Origin of the sequence: Pseudorhizobium halotolerans (assembly GCF_902153235.2) — a bacterium.
GTDB classification, from domain to species: Bacteria; Pseudomonadota; Alphaproteobacteria; order Rhizobiales; family Rhizobiaceae; genus Neorhizobium; species Neorhizobium flavum.
In genome coordinates, this window is the sequence record NZ_CABFWE030000005.1 from 727544 (window position 1) to 746221 (window position 18678).

The 18678-nt window shown below is 61.8% G+C and carries 15 protein-coding genes; 8 read left to right on the forward strand and 7 right to left on the reverse strand.

Annotated features, from left to right (window positions below):
• Nucleotides 1–80 precede the first annotated feature (80 nt).
• The 4 genes from purL (at nucleotide 81) to FN060_RS08495 (ending at nucleotide 4436) form a co-directional block, all read left to right on the forward strand.
• Nucleotides 81–2288 carry a phosphoribosylformylglycinamidine synthase subunit PurL gene (purL, locus tag FN060_RS08480; RefSeq protein ID WP_142587673.1) on the forward strand — a complete coding sequence of 736 codons (2208 nt, stop codon included), beginning with the start codon at nucleotides 81–83 and terminating at the stop codon, nucleotides 2286–2288.
• A gap of 99 nt (nucleotides 2289–2387) precedes the next feature.
• Nucleotides 2388–2621, forward strand: coding sequence for a BolA family protein (locus FN060_RS08485; protein ID WP_077546402.1), 234 nt, complete (start codon nucleotides 2388–2390; stop codon nucleotides 2619–2621).
• 151 nt (nucleotides 2622–2772) lie between these two features.
• Nucleotides 2773–3108, forward strand: a complete 336-nt coding sequence (gene grxD / locus FN060_RS08490; protein WP_077546403.1) for a Grx4 family monothiol glutaredoxin — start codon at nucleotides 2773–2775, stop codon at nucleotides 3106–3108.
• A 122-nt stretch (nucleotides 3109–3230) separates the two neighbouring features.
• Complete coding sequence (locus FN060_RS08495) at nucleotides 3231–4436, forward strand: multidrug effflux MFS transporter (RefSeq protein WP_077546875.1); 1206 nt, start codon at nucleotides 3231–3233, stop codon at nucleotides 4434–4436.
• Nucleotides 4437–4477: 41 nt separating this feature from the next.
• Here FN060_RS08495 and FN060_RS08500 read toward each other — a convergent pair whose 3' ends face one another.
• Nucleotides 4478–5302, reverse strand: a complete 825-nt coding sequence (locus FN060_RS08500; protein WP_077546876.1) for an inositol monophosphatase family protein — start codon at nucleotides 5300–5302, stop codon at nucleotides 4478–4480.
• A gap of 158 nt (nucleotides 5303–5460) precedes the next feature.
• On the opposite strand from FN060_RS08500, the gene FN060_RS08505 reads away from it, so the two are divergent.
• Nucleotides 5461–6078 carry a thioesterase domain-containing protein gene (locus FN060_RS08505; RefSeq protein ID WP_077546404.1) on the forward strand — a complete coding sequence of 206 codons (618 nt, stop codon included), beginning with the start codon at nucleotides 5461–5463 and terminating at the stop codon, nucleotides 6076–6078.
• Nucleotides 6079–6081: 3 nt separating this feature from the next.
• Here FN060_RS08505 and FN060_RS08510 read toward each other — a convergent pair whose 3' ends face one another.
• From FN060_RS08510 to recA, 5 genes are all read right to left on the reverse strand, one after another.
• Nucleotides 6082–6663, reverse strand: a complete 582-nt coding sequence (locus FN060_RS08510; protein WP_142587674.1) for a protein-S-isoprenylcysteine O-methyltransferase — start codon at nucleotides 6661–6663, stop codon at nucleotides 6082–6084.
• Nucleotides 6656–7879, reverse strand: a complete 1224-nt coding sequence (locus tag FN060_RS08515) for a lipase (protein ID WP_142587675.1) — start codon at nucleotides 7877–7879, stop codon at nucleotides 6656–6658. The genes FN060_RS08510 and FN060_RS08515 overlap by 8 nt, the downstream gene beginning before the upstream one ends.
• 175 nt (nucleotides 7880–8054) lie before the next feature.
• Complete coding sequence (gene ttcA / locus FN060_RS08520; RefSeq protein WP_142587676.1) at nucleotides 8055–8924, reverse strand: tRNA 2-thiocytidine(32) synthetase TtcA; 870 nt, start codon at nucleotides 8922–8924, stop codon at nucleotides 8055–8057.
• 32 nt (nucleotides 8925–8956) lie between these two features.
• A complete protein-coding gene (gene alaS, locus FN060_RS08525) occupies nucleotides 8957–11617 on the reverse strand; it encodes an alanine--tRNA ligase (protein ID WP_142587677.1) in 2661 nt (886 codons plus the stop codon).
• 152 nt (nucleotides 11618–11769) lie between these two features.
• Entirely contained in the window at nucleotides 11770–12855 is a 1086-nt protein-coding gene (gene recA / locus FN060_RS08530) for a recombinase RecA (protein WP_052638474.1), read from the reverse strand.
• Nucleotides 12856–13091: 236 nt separating this feature from the next.
• Here recA and FN060_RS08535 point away from each other — a divergent pair, with 236 nt between their 5' ends.
• Genes FN060_RS08535 through FN060_RS08545 form a run of 3 tightly spaced genes read left to right on the forward strand, consistent with a single transcriptional unit; the run spans nucleotide 13092 to nucleotide 15894 of the window.
• Nucleotides 13092–14033: a carbohydrate kinase family protein gene (locus tag FN060_RS08535; protein ID WP_142587678.1), complete on the forward strand. Its 942-nt coding sequence runs from the start codon at nucleotides 13092–13094 to the stop codon at nucleotides 14031–14033.
• Nucleotides 14034–14052: 19 nt separating this feature from the next.
• Complete coding sequence (locus tag FN060_RS08540) at nucleotides 14053–14979, forward strand: pseudouridine-5'-phosphate glycosidase (RefSeq protein WP_142587679.1); 927 nt, start codon at nucleotides 14053–14055, stop codon at nucleotides 14977–14979.
• Between the two features lie 24 nt (nucleotides 14980–15003).
• A complete protein-coding gene (locus FN060_RS08545) occupies nucleotides 15004–15894 on the forward strand; it encodes a DMT family transporter (protein ID WP_183949679.1) in 891 nt (296 codons plus the stop codon).
• A 34-nt stretch (nucleotides 15895–15928) separates the two neighbouring features.
• Here the strand turns inward: FN060_RS08545 and cckA are convergent, their stop codons facing one another.
• Nucleotides 15929–18526 (reverse strand): cell cycle histidine kinase CckA, encoded by a 2598-nt coding sequence (gene cckA, locus FN060_RS08550; RefSeq protein WP_142587680.1) that lies wholly within the window; start codon nucleotides 18524–18526, stop codon nucleotides 15929–15931.
• Nucleotides 18527–18678 lie beyond the last annotated feature (152 nt).

Genomic DNA, 18678 nt, shown 5'->3' on the forward strand with positions numbered 1-18678 from the left:
CGACGGGAAATTTCCTGTCGCGCCTTTTGACTGCTTAGGCTAAAGAGACCGGCAGATGCCGCCCCTAGCCCGAGAAGACCATGAACATCCGTAACAGCATTGAGATCACGCCTGAACTCGTCGCCTCGCATGGGTTGAAGCCGGATGAGTATCAGCGGATTCTCGATCTGATCGGGCGCGAACCGACCTTTACCGAGCTCGGCATCTTTTCAGCCATGTGGAACGAGCATTGTTCCTACAAATCATCCAAGAAATGGCTACGCACCCTGCCTACAAAGGGTCCACGTGTCATTCAGGGTCCAGGCGAGAATGCGGGCGTCGTCGACATCGATGACGGCGATTGCGTCGTCTTCAAGATGGAGAGCCACAACCACCCCTCCTACATCGAGCCCTACCAGGGAGCCGCGACCGGTGTTGGCGGCATTCTCCGCGACGTGTTCACCATGGGAGCACGACCAATCGCCGCGATGAACGCGCTGCGCTTCGGTGCCCCGGATCACCCGAAGACGAAACACCTCGTTTCGGGCGTCGTCGCCGGAGTGGGCGGATACGGCAACTCCTTCGGCGTCCCGACGGTCGGAGGGGAAGTGGAGTTCGATGAACGCTACAACGGGAACATCCTGGTCAACGCGTTCGCTGCCGGCCTGGCGAAATCCGATGCGATTTTCTACTCCAAGGCAGAAGGCGTCGGCTTGCCCGTCGTCTATCTCGGTGCAAAGACCGGTCGCGACGGCGTGGGTGGTGCCACCATGGCCTCTGCCGAATTCGACGAGTCGATCGAGGAAAAGCGGCCAACCGTCCAGGTCGGTGATCCCTTTACCGAAAAATGCCTGCTGGAGGCATGCCTCGAGTTGATGAAGACCGGTGCCGTCATCGCCATCCAGGACATGGGTGCGGCGGGATTGACCTGTTCGGCTGTCGAGATGGGCGCAAAGGGTGACCTGGGAATTGAACTCGATCTAGATAAGGTGCCGGTGCGCGAGGAGCGCATGAGCGCCTATGAAATGATGCTCTCGGAAAGCCAGGAGCGCATGCTCATGGTTCTCCGGCCCGAGAAGGAGGATGAGGCCAAGGCCATCTTCGTCAAGTGGGGCCTGGATTTTGCGATCGTCGGCAAGACGACCGACGACCTGCGCTTCCGCATCCTCCATCAGGGCGAGGAAGTCGCGAACCTGCCGATCAAGGAACTGGGCGACGAGGCACCGGAATATGACCGCCCATGGATTGCTGGCAATGGGAAGTCTCCCCTGCCCGCCAGCGAAGTCGCCGAGCCGCAGGATTACAACGTCGCACTGCTCAAGCTGGTCGGTTCACCCAACCAGGCAAGTCGCCGCTGGGTCTGGGAGCAGTATGATACCTTTATTCAGGGTAACTCTTTGCAACGCCCGGGTGGCGATGCAGGTGTCGTGAGGGTTGACGGACATCCCACCAAGGCGCTGGCTTTCTCGTCAGACGTGACGCCGCGCTACGTCGAAGCTGACCCTGTGGAAGGTGGAAAGCAGGCCGTTGCCGAGTGCTGGCGCAATATTTCGGCCACGGGTGCAGAACCGCTTGCCGCAACCGATAACCTGAACTTCGGCAACCCAGAGAAGCCGGAGATCATGGGACAACTCGTGGGCGCGATCCAGGGCATCGGCGAAGCATGTCGGGCCCTCGACTTCCCGATCGTGTCTGGCAATGTTTCGCTCTACAATGAGACAAACGGCATCGCCATCCTCCCGACCCCCACTATTGCCGGCGTCGGACTGCTACCCGACTGGTCGAAGATGGCACGCATCGGCGACATGAGAGACGGCGACGTGTTGATCATGATCGGAACGGACGGCAGCCATCTCGGGCAGTCGATCTACCTGCGTGACGTGCTGGGTTCAACGGAAGGTCCCGCTCCTTCGGTAGATCTCGACGCTGAACGTCGCAACGGCGATCTCGTACGTGGCCTCATACGCAACGGTCAGGTATCAGCCTGCCACGACATCTCCGACGGCGGCCTGCTCCTCGCGCTCGCGGAGATGGCGATGGCGGCGACGAAGGGCATGAACATCAGCTTGACGGATCAGCGCGGACCCGCGCATGCGCTTCTGTTCGGAGAAGACCAGGCCCGCTATGTCCTGGCGGTCCCTGCGGACCTCGCCAATTTCGTCGAGGCCAGCGCTGAAAGCGCCGGCGTTCCGTTCCGAAAGCTCGGCACGGCAGGAGGCGACCGATTGGTTGTCGACGACCTCGTGGATGTCAGCGTTCCTGACCTGGTCAATGCCAACGAAAGCTGGTTCCCCGGCTTCATGAACTGAACCCTCAGGACTCGCATCCTTTGACCGCCGCTGCCGTTTTTGGCACTCTCCCTTACAAGCTGCGACTCAGCGGAATGAGATAATGAGAAGGACCACATCATGCCCATGAACCCGGGAGACATCGAAGACATGATCAAGGCCGGGATTCCCGGAGCCAAGGTCACGATCCGGGATCTGGCGGGCGATGGTGACCACTACGCGGCCGAAGTCGTTGCCGAAGCTTTCCGCGGCAAGACCCGCGTCCAGCAGCACCAGATGGTCTACGATGCGCTCAAGGGACACATGGGCGGAACGCTACATGCGCTAGCGCTCCAGACCTCGGCGCCGGATTAGGAATGCGTCAGCGCCGGCCTTATCGGCGCGCCTCATCCATCAACCGTTTTGATTGTATCCATCGGTTCCCGGTGCTGGTAATTGCACCGATGCATGCTATTTAAGCACTAGACGATCCGGGCCTTGAACCCGGCAAGCTAAGGATATCGACATGAGTGGCATTAACGAATTCATCGACAACGAGGTGAAGACGAACGACGTCGTTCTCTTCATGAAGGGCACACCGCAGTTCCCGCAATGCGGTTTCTCCGGGCAGGTCGTGCAGATCCTCGATTACCTGGGTCTCGACTACAAGGGCGTCAACGTGCTGGCGGACCAGGAAATCCGCGAAGGCATCAAGCAGTATTCGAACTGGCCGACCATTCCGCAGCTTTACGTCAAGGGCGAGTTCGTCGGCGGCTGTGACATCGTTCGCGAGATGTTCCAGTCTGGTGAACTGCAGAGCCATCTCCAGGAAAACGGCATCACCACGCGCGGCGCCGCATAGCGTCATCCTCATTTCCCATACTGGATCTATTGCAAAGGCGCCGTGCATGCGGCGCTTTCTCTTTCTATGGAATTTTCATTGTGACGATTAAACCCATTTCACCGACCGACCGCCTTGGCGGCATGGGCCGGGTCGAATTCATCGGCCTGATGGCCATGCTCATGGCGCTCAACGCGCTGGCGATCGACATCATGCTGCCCGGCTTGCAGCAGATCGGCGCCGCCCTCGGGGTCGAGAACGAGAACCACCGCCAATACGTTGTTTCCGCCTATCTGTTCGGCTTCGGCCTCGCGCAGCTTGCCTACGGACCGGTTTCGGATCGTTTCGGACGACGCAAGCCGATGCTGTTCGGCCTCGCGGTATATGTCATCTCGTCCCTGGCCGTGGTCGCGGTGCCATCCTTCGCTGGCCTGCTCGCCCTTCGCTTCATCCAGGGCATCGGCTCAGCCGCGATGCGCGTGATCACGATCTCGATCGTGCGTGATATCTATGGCGGACGGGCGATGGCCGAGGTCATGTCGCTGATCATGATGGTCTTCATGGTCGTTCCGGTCATCGCGCCCGGCACGGGGCAGATCATCCTTCTGTTTGGCGACTGGCACCTGATCTTCGTCTTCATGGCGTTGGTGGCCCTGGCGGTGGCGGGCTGGATGTATATTCGTCTGCCCGAAACACTGCATGAGGAGGATGTCCGACCCTTCACCGTCACGTCGGTTCTCGACGGTTTCCGCATCGTTCTCACCAATCGGGTCGCCCTCTGCTACACGATTGCGAGCATGTTCATCTTCGGCGCACTCTTCGGCTTCATCAACTCGGCCCAGCAGGTCTATGTCGGCATATACGGACTTGGCGTGTGGTTCTCCGCGGCCTTCGCAGCCGTCGCCGTCTTCATGGCCTTTTCATCCTTCGTCAACGCCCGGCTGGTCGGTCGGTTCGGCATGCGGGGCCTCTCCCATGCCTCGCTGCTCGGCTTTATCGGCATCACCTGCCTCTGGCTGCTGGTCCAGGTCTTCGGGCCGCAGCCCATGCCCTTCCCGCTCTTTCTCGCGTTCTTCGCTCTGGCAATGTTCCAGTTCGGCTGGATCGGCTCGAACTTCAATTCGCTTGCCATGGAGCCGCTGGGACATGTGGCGGGAACGGCATCGTCCGTTCTGGGCTTCATGGGCACGATCGGCGGCGGGGTGATCGGGGCAATGATCGGTCAGGCATTTGACGGTACGGCCCTGCCCATGGTCGCCGGATTTTTCGCCGTCTCCATAGTAGGCCTTGTCTTCGTACTGATCGCAGAAAAAGGGCGCCTGTTCCGGGCCCAGAACCCGCGCGTCTGATCGCGCGGGCATTCGTGGCGGAGTGGCGCGTAACCCCTCCGTTATACTCCAAGGATCTCCCGGCGCAGCATCTGCCAGCTGTCTTCGTCGGTCGCCACCAATAGACCGCCGTCGACATGATGCGGGAGATAAGCGGAACCGTCGAACCGAGCGACATGTCCGCCGGCTTCCTGTGCGATCAGGGTTCCTGCGAGATGATCCCAGGGCATCAACCTGTTATACATGGCAAAATGCACGTGTCCGCCGCTGAAGGTGCGATACTCGTGGGCAGCGCAACGGTAGCTCGCCACGAAGCGCACCTTCGCCAGGTTCCCGAGCACGCGTTCGCGCACCTCGCCGTAGAAATAGCCGGCGGATGCCATCCCCACCATGGCCTCGATAGGCGCAGGATCGGCCGCCGCAAGACGCGTTGCTTCTCCATCAGGACGCCGCAGGTAGGCACCCGAACCCTTCTCGGCAATCGCCCAGTCGTCGCCCATGGGGTCGTAGATGATTCCCGCCACTGTCTCACCCTTCCAGACCACCGATGCCATCACGCCGAAGGCCGGAATGCCGGAGGCAAAGTTGAACGTACCATCGATCGGATCGACGACAACCGCCAAGTCGGCGTCGGCCAGTTTGTGAAGAATGGTGGGATCGGCAGCGACCGATTCCTCTCCCACAAACAGGGCATCCGGAGCGAGTGAAGCTATGGCTCGGCGGAGATGCCTTTCCGCCGCCTCATCCGCCTCCGTCACGAGATCGGTGGGTTCGCTCTTTGCCCGGATGTCGCCCGCTCCCAGCTTGCGAAAGCGAGGACGTATTTCCTGGATCGCCGCGTCCTGCAATAGAGCGGCGAGTGCGCCAACATCGATAATGCTCGTCAACTGAATCTCCGCAGTGGATCTGATGGGAATCTCGGTCTGCGAGGCCAGTACTATCATCCCGCCGCAGAAGTACAGCGAGATCCCGTTCACGACACTGTTGTTTGCGGCCTGAATCAGGCATCATCGCGAAAAGAACACAATTGGGAGTGCGCCAGCTGATGTTATCCAGGCGATCGCTGATTTCCACGGCATCCGTCTTGCTGGCCTCCACTATCCTGCCCCCTGAGGCGACCGCGAAGAAGCGGCCCCAACCTCTTGCGGGTCAGGTGTATCTCTTCCGTGGACTGGCTGATATCTTCTCCACAGGCCTGAACACGCTGGGAAAGCAGCTGGCTGCGGAGGGAATTGATGCACAGGTTCTATCGCTCCCCAATGCCGCGAGCTTCGCAAAGGAAATTGCCGAGCGCTACCGCAAGTCGAAGCGGGCCCGGCCGATCATCCTGATCGGTCATTCCCTTGGCGCCGATGTAACGTTCTCGATCGCGACCGCATTGCAGCCGCTGAAGATCCCGGTTGTATTGATCATCAGCTTCGATCCTACGGGAAAAGGCCCCGTACCAGCCAACGTCCGCAAGACGATCAACTTCTACACCGGAGGCGGAAATATGTGGGCGCCGGTCATTCCTGCACCGGGGTTCAGGGGCGACCTCGCCAACATCAATGTCCGGCAGGGAGAAGCGGCTGTGAAGGGCATCGGCCACTTTAACATCGAGAAGAGCCCGGAATTGCATGCGCGCGCCATCAAGGAGGTCAAGGCGGCTCTGCGGCGGCGCTGAGGCCTAGAAAACGCCCGGGACCAGTCTCTTGGTGCGTGCGCAATAGGCGTCGTATTCTAGGCCGAAAGTCTCTCGCATCATGGCCTCCTCACGTGACTGGCGCACGGCATAGAGAGCCAGTACTGCGGCTAGGCCTGCGAGGCCGGCGATCCAGTTCGGAATGAGGAAAGCCTGGGCAGTTCCCCACAGCAGAAATGATGCATACATCGGGTGGCGCACATGGGCGTAGACCCCGTGGGTCACCAACTGGTGCCCCTCCCTCACTTCGAGTGTCACCGACCAGTTCCTGCCGAGATCCTTGTGGCTGCGTCTGAAGAGCCAGAGAAATGCCGCCCCGGAGGCCACGCCCAAGACAATCGGCACCAGGCCTTGCGGGCGGTCAGCAACACCTGAGAGCACACCCAGACGCCAGAGAATCGGCAAGAGCGCGAGTCCGACCCCACAAGCCAGCAGCAGCGTGATATCGAGCGCGGTCCGTTTGTCCACCGCCGTCCTCTGCCGCCTGGCGCGACGCATTGCCGGATAGCGCATGGCGCACCAGGCCAGCAGCATCAGCGCCCAGAGGATGAAGGAAAATCTACTCATGGTGAACCTTTGTCCGGTTGTGTTCGGCCCGCGGTTGATCATCACTGATGAGCGGCATTGACCCCGGCCGCGCATTTTCGAGGTTTCTCGCGCCGCAACAGATCATGAAGAAATCGTAGAAATATTGCCGGCTGTTGGCGGAAATGAACTGGTAGTGCACCCGAAAGAAGTTGCGCTTGATCCGCCTGTAAACCGCAGGCTCCAGCATCTCGCGAAACCGCACCTGATACTGCTGCGGAAAAGGCTCGCCTCGATCGTGGGTCAGCCTTGCCGATGCGTAGGGATCGCACTTGTAGAAGTTGATGATGTCGGTAAGCGCCTGGAATTCGATCCAGCGGATCTGCATGCGCGCTGCGAGTGCCGCCATACGCGCCCGGGCACGGTGGGCCGCGGGGTGAAGCGCAACCTTCAGCGATGTCGAACCGACCGTAAGGACTTTGAAGTTTACCGCGCGGCCCTCAGTTTCCAGCCGCTCCCCGACCAGTTCCGCAAGATCGAGGATCATGGCACCGCCTGTGGAATGCCCCACCAGCAGCACCTCATCAAAATCCGCGTGGGCAATGCGATCCTTTATCAGATCCCCCCAAATGGAAAGCCGTGCATCCATGTCGGCCCGCCGACAGTGGAGATGTTCCCGGCTGAATGACCAAAGGTCCATGAGGTGGAAGACGAAGTACCGCCGCCCCAGGTAACGGCCGACGACGACCGTCAGCCCGATCCCTGCAACAAGCGGCAGGATAAGGCCGCCGGGAGGATCTACGAGCGAAACAAGCCGAAAGCCCAAGGACCCGATCCACAGGAAGGCCAACAAGGCCGCGAACGGATAGAGAAAGTAGAGCGCGAACCGCCAATTCGTCTGGAAGAAGCGGACCATGGTGCCGCTCATGACATAGTCGAAAAAGGCCGCAAGATAGGCTAGAAGGCGCAAGTGAAAGGGCCTCGCCCCATCGCGTCGGACAATGTCGTCATAGCTGAGGAAGGTGATGTCGGATCTGCAGGAGCCGTCTGGGCCCTCATAGAGGACCTGCGCCGTCGCCGATGAGTGACACTCATCATGACCGAGGAACGTCATCGATGCCGTGACCGCCCAGCACCGCGAAAAACGTTCAATCTCCCGCGCGATTCGGCGGAAAAAGCCCTCACAGTCGTTCCGCTCGTAGCCGCCGATCAGGAACACTGCACGTCGCGCTACCGCCGGGCGACCGGGCTCATGCATTCGAACTTCCCCATTCGCGCAAATCAGAACCAGCGAACTGGCCAGCAGCGCCTTTGGCTGCAGTTTGCAGGATGGTGCCCAACCAGTCCAGCATTAGGGCGCAAGCAGCCTACTCTAGAGCGCGATTTCCTGTGTCTAAAGCCGACGGGGTGGACCGGCAGACGTCTGTTCGGCCTCAGTCTGATCGGCCGGCATCCAGCCCGGCAAAATCGAACAGCTTGGTATCGAGGAGATGGGACGGATTGACATGGGCTAGTGCCCGCAGCATCGCATCCTTGCGACCAGGCATTCGAGCTTCGATATCGGCAAGCATCGCCTTCATCGCATTGCGCTGCAGGCCATCCTGAGAGCCGCAGAGGTCGCAGGGGATGATGGGAAACTCCATTGCCTGGGCGAAGCGTGCCAGATCGTCTTCGGCGCAATAGGCAAGCGGGCGCAGCACCAGCAAATCGCCCTCGTCGTTGAGCAGCTTTGCCGGCATCCCGGCAAGCCGACCGCCATGGAAGAAATTCATGAAGAAGGTTTCGAGGATGTCTTCGCGATGATGACCGAGCACCAGCGCGTCGCAACCCTCTTCGCGGGCAATGCGGTAGAGGTTACCGCGGCGAAGCCGGGAACAGAGCGAGCAGTAGGTTGCCCCCTCGGGCACCTTCTCCTTCACCACGGAATAGGTGTCGCGGTACTCGATCCGATGAGGCACCCCGATTGAACCCAGGTAGTCCGGCAGCACGTGCTTGGGAAAGTTCGGCTGTCCTTGATCAAGATTGCAGGCGATGAGTTCTACCGGCAACAGGCCTCGCCACTTCAGGTCCATGAGAATGGCCAGGAGCGAATACGAATCCTTGCCACCCGACAGGCCAATCAGCCAGCGCTTCTGGCCTTTCAGCATCTGGAAATCTTGAAGCGCCTGGCGCACATGCCGCAGCAGGCGCTTTCTGAGCTTGTTGAAGCCGACAGACTGCGGCGCTCCGGAAAACAGCGAGGGGGCCTGCCCCTCGCCTTCCAGGTCGATTACATCGACTGCCGCTGGACTGTTCAGTCCCATGTCGTCTCCAGGCCCTTTAGCGAGGTGTGGCGTCAGGCTCCGAGCGCGCCGGCTACGGCCTCGACTGCGTCCTTGGCCTTTGAGCCGTCGGGACCGCCTGCCTGTGCCATGTCCGGACGTCCACCGCCGCCCTTGCCGCCGAGCGCCGCCGACGCGATGCGGACCAGCTCGACTGCGCTGAAGCGGTCAGTCAGATCCTCCGTCACGGCGACCACGGCACTTGCCTTGCCATCCGCCGATACGCCCACGAGCGTAACCACGCCCGAACCGAGGCTTGCCTTGCCCTCATCCGCCAATCCCTTCAGATCCCGGGCATCGATCCCCTCAAGAACCTTGCCGAGATATTTCGTTCCGGCCACCTCGCGAACCTCGCTGGCACCGCCACCCTGGCTTCCGCCCATGGCAAGGCGCCGCTTCGTCTCGGCGAGTTCCCGCTCGAGCTTCCGCCGCTCTTCCACCAGCGCTTCCACGCGCGAGACGACCTCGCCCGGCTGCACCTTCAGCGCCGAGGCAAGCGTCTTCACCCGCTCGTCCTGTTCCGCCAGATAGGTAAGGGCCGCCGCACCGGTGACGGCCTCGACGCGGCGAACGCCGGCCCCGACGGCACTCTCCCCCAAGATCCGCACCAGGCCGATATCGCCGGTCGCATTAACATGCGTGCCGCCGCAGAGCTCGATCGAATAGGGCTTGCCCGACTTCTCTCCGGCGATCGCCGTCCCCATCGAAACGACGCGAACCTCGTCACCGTATTTTTCTCCGAACAGCGCCATGGCGCCCTCTGCAATGGCATCGTCGACACTCATCAGCCGTGTCGAGACCGGAGCGTTCTGGATGACGATCGCATTGGCCATCTCCTCGACCCTTCGGAGTTCCTCACCCGACATCGGCTTCGGATGCGAGATGTCGAAGCGCAGCCGCTCCGGTGCCACGAGCGATCCCTTCTGTGCCACATGCGAACCAAGCACTTCCCGAAGCGCCTCGTGAAGCAGATGGGTGGCGGAGTGATTGGAGCGCAGTTGCGACCGCCGCCCATGGTCGACAACGAGCATCACTGCTTCGCCGGCCTTCAGGGTGCCGGAGACGACCTGGGCGCTGTGAACGAAGAGCCCCTCGCCCTTTTTCTGGGTATCAGTCACCTCCAGACGGGCGTGGTCGGCGGTGATCACGCCGGTGTCGCCCATCTGGCCGCCGGATTCCCCATAGAAGGGCGTCTGGTTCACCACAACCTGCACGCTCTCTCCAGCCGTGACGGCTTCGACGCTCGCTCCGTCGCGCACCAGCGCCTGCACCACGCCTTCGGCAGTCTCGGTGTCATAGCCGAGGAACTCGGTCGCGCCGTGCTTCTCCTTGAGCTCGAACCAGATCGTTTCGGTGGCCTTGTCGCCCGAACCTGCCCAGCTGGCGCGGGCCTCGGCCTTCTGACGCTGCATGGCGTCATTGAAGCCCATGATGTCGACGCCGATCCCCCGCGCCCGGAGCGCATCCTGGGTCAGGTCGAGCGGGAAGCCATAGGTGTCGTAGAGCTTGAATGCCGTCTCGCCATCGAGGCTGTCCCCCTTGGAAAGATCCTGCGTGGCATCCGAAAGCAGTGTTAGGCCGCGGTCGAGCGTCTTCCGGAAACGGGTCTCCTCAAGCTTCAAAGTCTCGGATGTCAGCGCCTCGGCGCGAACGAGCTCCGGATAGGCGCGGCCCATCTCCTGAACCAGCGTCGGCAGCAGCCGGTACATCAGGGGCTCCCGCGCACCGAGCAACTGCATGTGGCGCATGGCGCGGCGCATGATACGACGCAGTACGTAGCCACGGCCCTCGTTCGACGGCAGTACCCCGTCGGCGATCAGGAAGGCCGACGACCGAAGATGGTCTGCGATGACCCGGAAGCTAGCCGCCTGGTCACCCTCGGCCTTGGCGCCGACGACATCCTCCGTGGCGGAAATCAAGTTCCGGAAGAGGTCCGTCTCGAACACGCTTCCGACGCCTTGCAGCACGCAGGCCATGCGCTCCAGCCCCATGCCGGTATCGATCGACGGCTTGGGCAGCGGCGTCCGTTCGCCCGGCGCAGTCTGGTCGAACTGCATGAAGACGAGGTTCCAGAACTCGAGGAAACGATCGCCATCCTCTTCCGGCGAACCGGGAGGTCCGCCCCAGACATGCTCGCCCTGATCGATGAAGATCTCGGAACAGGGACCGCAGGGACCGGTATCGCCCATCTGCCAGAAGTTGTCCGAAGTCGGGATGCGAATGATCTTGTCGTCGGAGAAGCCAGCGATCTTCTTCCAGAGGGTCGCAGCCTCTTCATCCTCCGAGTAGACCGTGACCAGCAAGCGGTGCTTCGGGAGGTCGAAGCCTTCCGTAACCAGCTTCCAGGCTAGCTCGATCGCGCGCTCCTTGAAGTAGTCGCCGAAGGAGAAGTTGCCAAGCATCTCGAAGAAGGTCAGGTGGCGGGCGGTATAGCCGACATTGTCCAGATCGTTGTGCTTGCCGCCGGCGCGGACGCATTTCTGCGAGGTCGTGGCCGTCGAGTATGGACGGCTTTCCAGGCCGGTGAAGACGTTCTTGAACTGCACCATGCCGGCATTGGTGAACATCAGCGTAGGGTCATTGCGCGGCACCAGCGGGCTCGACGACACGATCTCGTGGCCGTTCTTCTTGAAATAGTCGAGGAAGGTCGACCGGATGTCATTCACGCCGCTCATGCTACGCCCTTTGTTCCGCCGGATGCGGATCCGTCATTTGAAAACCAGTGGCTTTTATCGCCCGCACCGGAGACTGTCCAGCCAAACGCAGAACCGGCCGCGCATCTTTGCAGACACGCAGCCGGTGAAATGAAGAGGTCGGGCTGAAGGGGCTACAGGTCCTCTCCGTCGCCCTCCTGGGCGTCCGGGCCGCCATTCTCCAGGAAGCGGTCGGCGATCAGCCCGGCGTTCTGGCGAAGTGCCAACTCGATCTCACGGGCAAGCTCCGGATTGTCCTTGAGGAAGGTCTTGGCGTTCTCACGCCCCTGCCCCAGTCGCTGGCTGTTGTACGAGAACCAGGCACCCGATTTCTCGACGATGCCAGCCTTGACTCCAAGATCCACCAACTCGCCGGTCTTGGAAACACCCTCGCCGTACATGATGTCGAACTCGACCTGCTTGAAGGGAGGCGCCATCTTGTTCTTGACGACCTTCACGCGCGTCTGGTTGCCGACCACTTCCTCACGCTCCTTGACGGAACCGATCCGGCGGATGTCGAGGCGGACGGAGGCATAGAACTTCAGCGCATTGCCGCCCGTAGTGGTTTCCGGCGAACCGAACATGACGCCGATCTTCATGCGGATCTGGTTGATGAAGATGACCATGCAGTTGGAGCGCGAGATCGAGGCGGTCAGCTTGCGCAGCGCCTGGCTCATCAATCGAGCCTGCAGGCCGGGCAGACTGTCGCCCATCTCGCCTTCGATTTCGGCCCTTGGCGTCAATGCGGCAACCGAGTCCACCACCAGCACGTCGATCGCACCGGACCGAACCAGAGTATCGGTGATTTCAAGTGCCTGCTCACCGGTATCAGGCTGGGAGATCAGCAGGTTCTCAAGGTCTACGCCGAGCTTGCGCGCGTAGATCGGATCAAGAGCGTGCTCGGCATCCACGAATGCGCAGATGCCACCTTTCTTCTGAGCCTCGGCTATCGTCTGCAAGGCAAGCGTCGTCTTGCCCGAGCTTTCCGGTCCATAGATTTCGACGATGCGGCCCTTGGGCAGTCCACCGATGCCGAGCGCGATGTCGAGGCTGAGGGAGCCAGTGGAAACCGTCTCGGTCTCCACCACATTCTCCTTCGCGCCAAGCTTCATGATCGATCCCTTGCCGAAGGATCGTTCGATCTGCGACAGTGCCGCGTCCAGCGCCTTGCTCTTATCCACTGTTTTGTCCTCTACAAGCCGCAAAGAATTTTGTGCCATCTGATCCACCTTTAGGTTATTGACGCCGCGCAGGCAACGAAGCAGCTGATGTCGATCATGTACACGTTTTGTTCTCATAGCGCAAGAGCCTGCCATGTGATTGGCATTTGGGCGTTTTTCGAAAATCGTTCGCCTCCTGTTCTGCCTGCTGCAGACGGGATGTATTCCCGGGTGGCCGGACGGGCCGAGACCTGCATCCATCGAATCGTTTGCAGCATTCTTCGGGGCCTTTGGCCATGACGAAACGGATCCTGGCTCTGGGAGGAGCACACCTAGATCGTCGCGGCCGCATCGCCGCCGTCACAGTGGCTGGTGCCAGCAACCCGGGGACGTGGCGGGAGGACGTGGGAGGCGGCGCGTTCAACGTCGCGCGCAATCTTGCACGGCTCGGGCACGCCGTGGAACTCATCGCCCCGCGCGGTGGCGATGCAGCGGGTCAGCGGGTTGCCGAGGAGGCATCGTTGGCGGGTATCGACGACCGGCCCTTCGTCTTCCTCGATCGCGCCACCCCCAGCTATACCGCGATCCTCGAGCAGGACGGCAATCTCGTCATCGCGCTTGCGGACATGGAGCTCTATCGGCTCTTCACGCCGCGGCGGCTTCGTGCAAGGTCGGTCCGGGAGGCCATGGCACGCGCCGATCTGATCGTCTGCGACGCCAATCTGCCCGCTGAGACGCTGTCCGCCCTCGGTGCGGAAGCGAGCGCAAGGGGAATAGCTTTGGCGGGCATCGCGATCTCACCAGCGAAGGTGATCCGCTTCCGAGATGTTCTTCCCGACATCGCGTGGCTGTTCATGAATTCGGCGGAGGCTGCGGCGCTTGCCGGCGCGGCAGCCTCTCCGGATCAATGGGCAGACCTTCTCCGTCCACTCGGGCTTTCCGGTGGGGTGGTCACGAAGGGTGGCGAGGATGTTGCCGCCTTCGACAGCCAATCGACTTTGATGATCAAGCCACCCCCTGCAAGCCAGATCGTGGATGTTACCGGCGCTGGGGATGCGCTCGCCGCAGGTATGCTCGATGCGCTTCTTGCCGGCGAGAGCTTGCCACGAGCCCTTGTTCGTGGGATCGCTGCCTCGCAGATTGCCTTGGCCTCACCCTATGCCGCCCCTCCGGAACTCGATCGCAACCTTCTGGAGCGCAAGGCCGCAGAGATAGCAGCATCAACCGCATACTCCTGAGATCTTGCCGGAGAAAGACATGAACGCGTCCACCGATCCCACTCTTCCTATCGTCTATTCCGAGGAGGTCGCTGCTGCCAGGCGGGCTGGCCGCCCGCTCGTCGCGCTGGAATCCACGATCATAACCCATGGAATGCCCTACCCCGGCAACCTGGACATGGCACGTAGTGTCGAGGCGATCATCCGGCAGGCTGGCGCCGTACCGGCCACGATAGCGGTAATCCACGGCATCCTGCATGTCGGGCTGGAGGACAGCGAACTGCAGGATCTTGCCCAGGCAAGGGACGTGCTGAAGCTCTCACGTGCCGATTTGGCATTTGCAGTGGCGCTGGGCCGCACCGGAGCCACCACGGTCGCCGCCACCATGATTGCGGCTTCCCTCGCCGGCATCGATGTCTTCGCAACCGGCGGGATCGGCGGCGTTCATCGTGGCGCGGAGGAGAGCTTCGACATTTCGGCAGATCTCGAGGAATTGGCGAAGACACCCGTTATCGTCGTCTGCGCCGGCGCCAAGGCGATCCTCGACATTCCCAAGACGCTCGAGGTTCTGGAGACCCGGGGCGTACCCGTCGTGACCTACGGCTCGGACGATTTCCCCGCCTTCTGGTCCCGAGCCTCCGGTCATCCGAGCCCACTTCGTCTGGACGCGCCCCAGCAGGTCGCGGCCTTCCAGGCAGCGCGCACGGCCCTGGGCATCGAGGGCGGCATGCTGGTCGCAAACCCGGTGCCCTATGCCGATGAGATCCCGCGCGAGGAGATGGAGACGTTTATCCAGGCCGCGCTTACGGCTGCCGACGAACAGGCCGTCTCGGCAAAGGCTGTCACACCTTTCCTGCTTGACCACATCTTCCACCAGACGTCTGGCCGCAGCCTGAAGACCAATATTGCTCTGGTCGAAAACAATGCACGTCTTGCCGCGGAGATCGCACTGGCCATAAAGGCCTGATCTCAGGCCGATCGGAGAGCTAACGTGTCCGCCATTTCGACCGGCGTATCTGCGCCCGCGCAACGTACCGCGCTTGCCTGCCTCGTTCTCGGCGGTATCGCGATCGGCGCGTCGCCCATCTTCGTCCGCCTGTCTGAAGTCGGACCTGTCTCCACCGGTTTCTGGCGGCTGGCGCTGGCGCTCGTCCCGCTTTTCCTCTGGAGCATGGTCAGCCCTAGCAGGCCGGAAACCGCGCCGCTCGAACGGCGGGACTACTTCCTGCTCATCCTGCCGGGCCTGGCGCTTGCGGTGGACCTCGTCGCCTGGCACCTCGCGCTCCACATGACCTCGGTCGCCAATGCGACGCTCCTCGCCAACCTCGCGCCTGTCTTCGTCACGCTGATCGGCTGGCTGCTGTTCAGAACCACCGTCACGAGAATTTTCCTGCTGGGCCTCGGGCTGGCAATCGCGGGGGTCGTCACGTTAAAGGGCGGCCCAGCGGCACTGGCCGATGGCCAGCTTGCCGGTGACGCCGTAGCGGCGCTCGCGGCGGTCTTCTACGCCTGCTACATCCTGGCGATCGGCCGGCTGCGGAGCCGGTTCGCGACCAACCGGATCATGATCTGGAGCTCGGCGTCGGCCGCACTGTCGATCCTTCCGTTCGCCCTCTACTTCGAAGGAAACATCCTGCCTTCCAGCCTCTATGGCTGGACCATCCTTGTGGGCCTGGCCTTTGTCAGCCACGCCGGTGGGCAGGTGCTGATCACCTATGCACTCGCCTACCTTCCGGCCGCGTTCTCCTCGCTGACGCTCCTGCTGCAGCCCGTCGTTGCCGCAATCCTCGCATGGTGGATCCTGACGGAGACCGTCTCGCCGCTGCAGGCGGTTGGCGGACTGATCGTGCTTGTCGGGATTCTTGTGGCCCGCCGCGGCTGAGGCAGGCCTTGGATTCGGCGGCGATCGGTCGGCGTCAGCTATCCAGCATTTCTCGCACCGCGACTGCCAGCTGTTTCAGCGAAAAGGGCTTCGGCAGGAAGCCGAACTTCGCATCGGCCGGCAGGTTGCGCGCGAAGGCATCCTCAGCATAGCCGGAAACAAAGATGAACTTCAGGTCCGGATGCTTCTTGCGCAACTCTCCGAGCAATGTCGGCCCGTCCATCTCCGGCATGACCACGTCGGAGACCACAATGTCCACCTGACCACCGAGCTCTTCCATGATCTCGAGCGCCTCGATGCCGGAACCCGCCTCATGCACGGTATAGCCACGGGTCTCGAGCATGCGCTTCCCTCCCCGACGCACAGCCTCCTCGTCCTCGACCAGAAGAACGACGGCGGAATTGCCCGTCAGGTCCACCTGCTCGCTCGCGGGTGCAGCCGGGGCCTCGGTCGCGACAACCGGAGCGTCGCCGACAGCCGGTTGTACGGCAGCCACCGCTTCCGGCACATGCCGGGGCAGGAAAATGCGGAATGAGGTACCGCGCCCAACGTCCGATTCGGGATAGATGTAACCGCCGGACTGCTTGACGATCCCGTAGACCATGGAAAGGCCGAGCCCCGTCCCCTTGCCCACTTCCTTGGTGGTGAAGAACGGCTCGAAGATCTTGTCCATGATCTCCGGCGGAATGCCCGTGCCGGTATCGGAGACCTCGACCATGACGAAATCTTCCGAAGGCAGGTCCGCCTGCGGATAGTTGCTCGTCTGGTCGGCGGGGACGTTGCGGGTCTTCAGGAGGATCGTCCCGCCTTCCGGCATCGCATCGCGTGCATTGACGCAGAGATTGATGAGAACCTGCTCGAACTGCGAAAGGTCGGTGCGTACCGGCCACAGGTCGCGTCCGTAATCCACCTCCAACTTAACGTTGGTACCCGAGATCAGCCGGTCGACGAGCATGCGTAGGTCGCCCACCACATCGGTCAGGTTGAGAACCGCCGGCCGCATGGTCTGCTTGCGCGAGAAAGCCAACAACTGGCGCACAAGCACGGCCGCACGATTAGCGTTGCGCTTGATCTCCATCAGGTCGGCAAAGCTCGCGTCGGACGGCCGCGCCTGCAATAGGAGGTGATCGGAGGACAAGAGGATCGCGGTGAGCACGTTGTTGAAGTCGTGCGCAATGCCCCCTGCCAGGGTACCCACTGCGTTCATCTTCTGCGTCTGCGCCATCTGCGTCTCGAGCGCCTTCTGCTCGGTGGTCTCGACGGCGTAGACGATAGCGACTTCTTCCGGTGCCTCGTCGCTCTCGTCGATCACGGCGTTCACGTAGAAGCGAACATAGCGGCTCTCGTCGCCGGGATGGCGACAGTCGATCGGCGCGATATCGCCCTGACGGTCTTTCGCCGCGGCGAGCGCGTCCATCAACTGCTGTCGCGCCCCTTCATGCACGATCGTCTCGAGCTGGGCACCTGCCTCCACATCGTCGCGCGAAACCACACCGGAGAACAGCCGCAGGAAGGGCGCGTTGATCCGCAGGATTTTGCCGTCGCCGTCCACGGAGGCAATCGCCATGGGCGTATTGTTGAAGAAGCGGGTGAACCGCATCGCCGAGGCCGACTGGTCGCCTTCCACCCCTGGCTGGCGGGCGAGCACGATGGTCCGGCTCTCGCCGGGTGCTCCGTCCCGCATCGACGTTACGCTATGCAGCAGCCGCACGGGCAGGCTCTGCCCATTGGTCCGACGCAGATCGAGATCGAGCGTCTCAGTTCTCTGCAGGCCCGGTGCCGCCTGAACCGACTGGATGAGCGCCATGCCCTCGCCAGCAACCAGATCGGGTATCGACAGCGAACGGGGAACAAACTTGGTCAGGTCTATGCCGAGCCAGTCGGCAAGAGTGGCGTTGACGTAGAAGATCTCGCCCTTCCGCCCGGCTGAGAAGAAGCCCGCGGGCGCGTGATCAAGATAGTCGATGGCGTTCTGAAGCTCCCGGAAGAACCGCTCCTGATCGTCTCTTTCGGACGTAATGTCGGTCAATTGCCAGACACTGAACTGCTCGGGACGCCCCTCGTCCTCCTTCAGGATCCGTGCCTTCAGCCGATACCAATGCGCCTCTGAACCCTGCCCGCTGGAGCGACCGAGCGGCTGCGGAAGTCGAAACTCCTCGTGGCCTTCCCGCCCCTCGCGAATACCGTTGACGAGCCTGTAAAGTGCTTCGCTTGACTCCCGATGGCGCGACAGGAGCGGTTCGAGCGGCTGCACCGCCGCTGTATTGCCAGCACCGGTTAGCCGGCCATAGGCCGCGTTGGCGTAGATGGTGCGCCCCTTCGCATCAGTCACCAGTATCCCGTCGCGATGCCCGGCCATGAAGGCGCGCGCCAGCGCATCCGAGCGAGACTGCGGCATGACCTCCACGAACCCGATCACCGAAGAGACGAGGAAGAATATCCCGACCATGGCAAGAACGCCGAGCACGCCGAGGACGATTTCGTTGTCGAGCGCCTGCTGGAAGAATACGAACGCCGCCGAAGCGCCGATCAGCACGAAAGCGAGCAGGAGAATTCGGATGATCGTACCGCCGCGTCCGCCACGTTCGACCAGCGGTGGCTCGTAGTTGCCGCCGGGCTGCAACTTCGTCATCAACCCCTCACACTCTCGGTGTCCGTCGACGCACACCCATGGAACTTCCGGCATTTTGCCGCGATTCTCTTCTAGCAAGTTGTGATTGAAGCCAAAAGCACACGAGGGCAGAAAAGCCGGGATAGCGCATGACGGGTGCCTGGATGACGAAG